Origin of the sequence: Cobetia sp. SIMBA_158 (assembly GCF_046566945.1) — a bacterium.
Taxonomy (GTDB): domain Bacteria; phylum Pseudomonadota; class Gammaproteobacteria; order Pseudomonadales; family Halomonadaceae; genus Cobetia; species Cobetia amphilecti.
The window spans coordinates 1-258 of record NZ_JAWJYL010000643.1 but is presented as its reverse complement, the minus strand read 5'-3'; the positions used below and the strand labels follow the sequence as shown (position 1 = coordinate 258).

Genomic DNA, 258 nt, shown 5'->3' with positions numbered 1-258 from the left:
CGATAAGGGGAAACACTTAGGAATTGAATATGACAATAAGCAGACTGAGTTATATGAGGTTGATGAGAAGATTCAGCTTTTGATCATGAAAGAGAAGTTTACGAGAGCAGCCGTTGAAAAACTGAAAGAAGATTTGGAGCAAGCAGAAGCGTCCATTGCTCCAATTACCAATAATCCCACGTAACAAGCCAAGATCGAAGAGATCGAAAAAATTAAAAGCGAGGTCCAGTCAGATGAGCAGGAGACAAGTGGAGCTGT

General features: G+C 41.1%; 1 protein-coding gene. It reads left to right on the top strand.

What is annotated here, in order from left to right; translation table 11 throughout:
- Positions 1–184: hypothetical protein (locus R2R70_RS21400; protein WP_410979109.1), on the top strand; the 184-nt coding region annotated here is incomplete at its 5' end.
- Between the last annotated feature and the right edge of the window lie 74 nt (positions 185–258).